We start from the raw sequence: 4,106 nt of genomic DNA, 5'->3' as shown, positions 1-4,106 counted from the left end.
TCGTCGAAGTGCCCGGGCAGCCGGGAAGATTCCTTGCGATCTTCGGGGATTCGTTCTCAGGCAACAAAGTTGGCGAAGGTGATCATTATCGATCGGTGGCCGTGCCGGTGACTTTCGACGCCGACGGACGCCCGCACTTCGGAGCGCCGTTGACCGGAGCGAAGGACAGCGGTCACGAGCTATTCACGATGCCGGCCGAAGCGGTCAAAGCCGGCATCGACGACACGCTTCCCGCAGGAACGATCATCCTGGGCGACAAGACGTACATGATGGTTACGGGCACCAAGGGAAACCTCCAGCCCGCAGGTTCATGGCTGGTCGAGGTCAACGGCGACCCCGGCAAGGGATGGACCATGGTGCCGGGTTCTTTCCGGGCCGCGGGAGACGCGCCCACTCAGGTCAGCGGATACAAGGGCTCTGACGGCAAGGTGTACATCGCGGCCGACTCCTTCGACCGCAGCCGAGGTGTCACGATGTATCAAGCAGACCCGGATAAGGTGTTCGATCGCAACAGTTGGCGACCGTGGACCGGGAACGCCTGGGGACAGGCAGGGCAACAGGCCACGCCGGTGACGACAGACCGTTACGGCGAGCTCAGTTTTCGGGAGATCGGTGGCAAGCCGGTCTTGTCGGGATTCAATGTCGACGCCCAAGGCGGGCGCATGGAAGTACGGGTCGGACCCAATCCGACCGGCGTTTTCGGCAACGTGCCGACCACTGTCGTCGCGCAGAACGGCGACCCGGGCGCACCAAAGTTTCTGCCCCAGCCCTACGGTGGATACATTGTGCCCGGCTCAACGTTGGATGACTTGAAACTGCTTGTCAGTCAGTGGAATACGGGCACGGACGCGAACGGTGTGCCGACCGGAACGCCCTATCAAACTCGAGAATTTCAAGTCAACCCCTTCCAATGAACCGTTGAACCAGCAGAGTCGAGGAACGAAATGACAACAACGACACTCACCGGCATGAGCGCACTTGTGGGCGCCGCTCTGGCAGGTACATGTGTCGCACACGCCGACGCGCTCAGCTTCCCCGACTTGAGCGGATACGCTCCCGCCAACGTCAAGGATTACGAGGTCTTGGTGCCAAACCCGGGACGGCAGCCCGAACCGACGGTGTACTTTCTCACGCCTGATGGCATCGTCTGCAAGTTCACGCTCGACCAGGCGTCGTGTAGCGGAAATAACTTGCCGGCCATACCGCCCGCGGCCTCAAACCCGGCGGCGGGAATCAGTGGCGTCAACTGGATAGGAACCACTAGCGGGCTTAACCAGACGAGTGGCGGGGAACCGTCACGTATCGTGGCCGGCCAGTCCGTCAAAACGCTTCCGCCAGCTCACTCTCTCACGGTCAATGGCTTCGTTTGCGGTGTCGACGATTCAGGCATGACCGCATGCAAAGACCCGCAGGGGCGTGGCTTTGTCCTGTCGCCGCACGGCTCCGGTTGGCTGCCGCATGTGTGAAATCGGCTCGCTCACGCAGCCTTGACCCTGCGTACCGTCTCGGCGAGAAGCTCGTCGAGGGCGCTCAGCGGCAAAGGCGGTGTGTCCCCCTTGAACAGCCATCCGCCATCGCTCGAGCTGCTGACGATGATCAGTCCTCGCACCTGGGTGACCCTCAGCGCCTCGACGCCTTCACCACACACTCCATGGCCGCGGACATCAACTACCCGCATCCACCGGTGTGTCAACCGCACCGTGTCCTCACCTTCGGCGACAGCCGAATCCGTCTCGAGGGTCTGGCGGTTTTCGCGCTCCCCGCAGAGTGCCGGCTTGTCCGCTAAATGCGCAGTGCACGTAGCGATTTCACGCCGGAGATCGGTGAGGAAATCGTCGCCGGCATGCGCGCGGCCGATCATCACTTTGGGACGGGGCGGTTTCCCGGGCTTGTCCCACTTCGACTGGTCGAAGTCCTGCCAGCCGACCAGGGGATCGTAGCGCGGGGCGGGGACCGAGCCACCGGACGGGCAGAGCGACCACGATGCGCCGCCCGGGCCGCTGGTGAGGGCGCCGTTGTCAGCAGAGGCGGTCTCGATGTCGGTGTTAACCGCCAGCGCTGGAAGCAGCGTCGAGATCTGGGCTTGGCTCCAGTTGGCGAGCATCGGCGGCAGCGCCGAGCGCGGCCGAGATCGCCCTACCGCGCCGATCAACTCCGAAAGAAGCTGATTGCGCGAGGCCGCCGACGGATCGGGCGTGCGATACCACGCCTGCACCGTCACCCGGCTGGGCAGCACGGTCGCTGCCATATTGACGACGTTGGGCCACTGGGGTCCGGTGTCGCCTGATTGATACTGCGCCAGCGTTTGGCTGGATTCGCCGACCAGCCAACCCTGGACGCCGCCGTTGTCCATCGGGTGCGCAACCGCCCACATGGGGCACCGATGCGACCATGCCGCCATCTCGCTGCTGACGTCATCGCCCTCGCCCGCAGCGGTGAACCGGACCCGGACGGAATCGCCGCCGTTCGCCGGGAATCGATTGCTCGGAACGTGACCGTTGGCGTCCGTGGCGGGGCTGTATTCCACATCCAGTTCCGGTTTGTCAGTCGCGCCGAACCGTGGCAGACGTTGGCAGTCTGCAGGCGTGGACTCGCGTCCGCCGAAGGGAGGCTCGGACCCGAAGCCCGCTTGGGGCGCATAGACGCTGACGCGGTTGAAGAGGTCGTCTTGAAAATCAGCCAGCCCGGGTATGCAGCGCGCCAACCGATCCGGCGCGCAGTCCCCGCCTTCCGTCGGTGCGGCTGTGAGCGTCGGCCGACTCGAGGCCGAATCGTGCTTGTGGGTGGTGCAGGCACTCGACACCGCCAGGAGCGCCGCGACCACGCCGAGCCCGGCGGCTGCACGAATGAAACCCCGAAGAACCGGCCGCACGCGCCGACTTTACGTCACCGGTCTGCTCAAGACGGTCTCCCGCGCGTGCTTCCGGACGAAAGCCCGGCACACGCGCGCGGCGGCCCTCCCCCGCCTTAGCGGGTGCAGGTCTTTGGCGGTGGCGGAGGGATTTGAACCCTCGGACGGTGTTAGCCGTCACACGCTTTCGAGGCGTGCTCCTTAGGCCGCTCGGACACGCCACCGCGGAGCAGCTTACCGAACCGTCGGCCCGTTACCCCAATCGCTGGCGGGCGAAGAAAGCCTCCAGCGGTGCGGCGCACTCTTCGGCGAGCACGCCGCCGCGCACTTCCGGCCGATGATTGAGCCGCCGATCGCGGACCACGTCCCACAGCGATCCGACCGCGCCCGTCTTGGGTTCCCACGCGCCGAACACCAGCCGGCCGACGCGGGCCAGGACCAGCGCTCCGGCGCACATGGTGCACGGCTCGACGGTGACCGCCAGCGTGGCGCCCTCCAGCCGCCAGCCGTCACCCGCCGCGCCGGCCGCCGCGCGCAGCGCCAGGATCTCCGCGTGCGCGGTGGGATCGCCAAGGGCCTCGCGGGCATTGACCGCGCGGGCCAGTTCGATCCCGTCAGCGCCGACGACCACCGCGCCGATGGGGACGTCGCGGGGGCCCGCAGTCGCGGCGACCGCCAACGCGGCACGGATCAGATCTTCGTCGGCGATCACCGACCGATGCGGTCGATCACGGCCGACAGCTGGTCGGCGAAGCCCATCTCCCGGGCGATGCGGCCGAGCTGCTCGTCCGCGTACAGGTCGGCCTCGTCGAGGATGACGCCCAGCACCGCCTCCGGCAGCCCGATGTCGGAAAGCAACCCCAGGTCGCCCTCCTCGAACGGGTCGGAATCCTCCAGGTCTTCGGGGTCGATGTCGGCGTCCAGCTTGTCGAGCACTTCGGCGGCGATGTCGTAGTCCAGTGCGGCGGTGGCGTCCGACAGCAGCAGCCGGGTCCCCGACGGCGCGGGGCGCACGATCACGAAGAACTCGTCATCCACGTCGAGGAGGCCGAACACCGCGCCGGCGCTGCGCAATTCCCGCAGCTCCGTCTCGGCGGCCTTGAGGCTCATCAAGGATTTACGGGCCATCGGAGAACACCGCCACTGGCCCTCTTCGCGTACGACCGCTACGCCGAAACCGTCCGGCGTGTCGGCGGACAGGCCCTGGGCTGGGGCCCGTTGTGCTCCCATGGCCGCTTACGGTAGTCGCAGACCA

5 protein-coding genes and 1 tRNA gene are annotated in these 4,106 nt (G+C 66.3%); 2 read left to right on the top strand and 4 right to left on the bottom strand.

Going from position 1 to position 4,106, the window contains the following annotated elements:
• Both A9X05_RS24915 and A9X05_RS30130 read left to right on the top strand, forming a co-directional pair.
• Window positions 1-914 (top strand): DUF4185 domain-containing protein (locus tag A9X05_RS24915; protein ID WP_156736965.1); only part of this gene is annotated, 914 nt, incomplete at its 5' end.
• Window positions 915-968: 54 nt separating this feature from the next.
• Window positions 969-1,466, top strand: coding sequence for a hypothetical protein (locus tag A9X05_RS30130; protein ID WP_082950102.1), 498 nt, complete (start codon window positions 969-971; stop codon window positions 1,464-1,466).
• An 11-nt stretch (window positions 1,467-1,477) separates the two neighbouring features.
• Here the strand turns inward: A9X05_RS30130 and A9X05_RS32410 are convergent, their stop codons facing one another.
• From A9X05_RS32410 to A9X05_RS24895, 4 genes are all read right to left on the bottom strand, one after another.
• On the bottom strand, window positions 1,478-2,872 hold the full coding sequence (locus tag A9X05_RS32410; RefSeq protein WP_231978467.1) for a hypothetical protein: 1,395 nt from the start codon (window positions 2,870-2,872) through the stop codon (window positions 1,478-1,480).
• 113 nt (window positions 2,873-2,985) lie between these two features.
• Window positions 2,986-3,075, bottom strand: a tRNA-Ser gene (locus A9X05_RS24905).
• Between the two features lie 29 nt (window positions 3,076-3,104).
• On the bottom strand, window positions 3,105-3,563 hold the full coding sequence (locus tag A9X05_RS24900; protein WP_067748786.1) for a nucleoside deaminase: 459 nt from the start codon (window positions 3,561-3,563) through the stop codon (window positions 3,105-3,107).
• Entirely contained in the window at window positions 3,560-4,081 is a 522-nt protein-coding gene (locus tag A9X05_RS24895) for a tRNA adenosine deaminase-associated protein (protein ID WP_067748783.1), read from the bottom strand. The genes A9X05_RS24900 and A9X05_RS24895 overlap by 4 nt, the downstream gene beginning before the upstream one ends.
• Between the last annotated feature and the right edge of the window lie 25 nt (window positions 4,082-4,106).

The sequence above is a fragment of the Mycobacterium sp. E3298 genome (genome assembly GCF_001666895.1).
Classification (GTDB): Bacteria; Actinomycetota; Actinomycetes; order Mycobacteriales; family Mycobacteriaceae; genus Mycobacterium.
Note: the sequence above shows the minus strand (reverse complement) of the source record. Positions and strands in the feature narration are given on the sequence as shown.

Bases quoted from the DNA above. Each gene is read 5' to 3' on its own strand.
- A9X05_RS30130 (WP_082950102.1), top strand. From the start codon at position 969: ATGAGCGCACTTGTGGGCGCCGCTCTGGCAGGTACATGTGTCGCACAC.
- A9X05_RS24895 (WP_067748783.1), bottom strand. From the start codon at position 4,081: ATGGGAGCACAACGGGCCCCAGCCCAGGGCCTGTCCGCCGACACGCCG.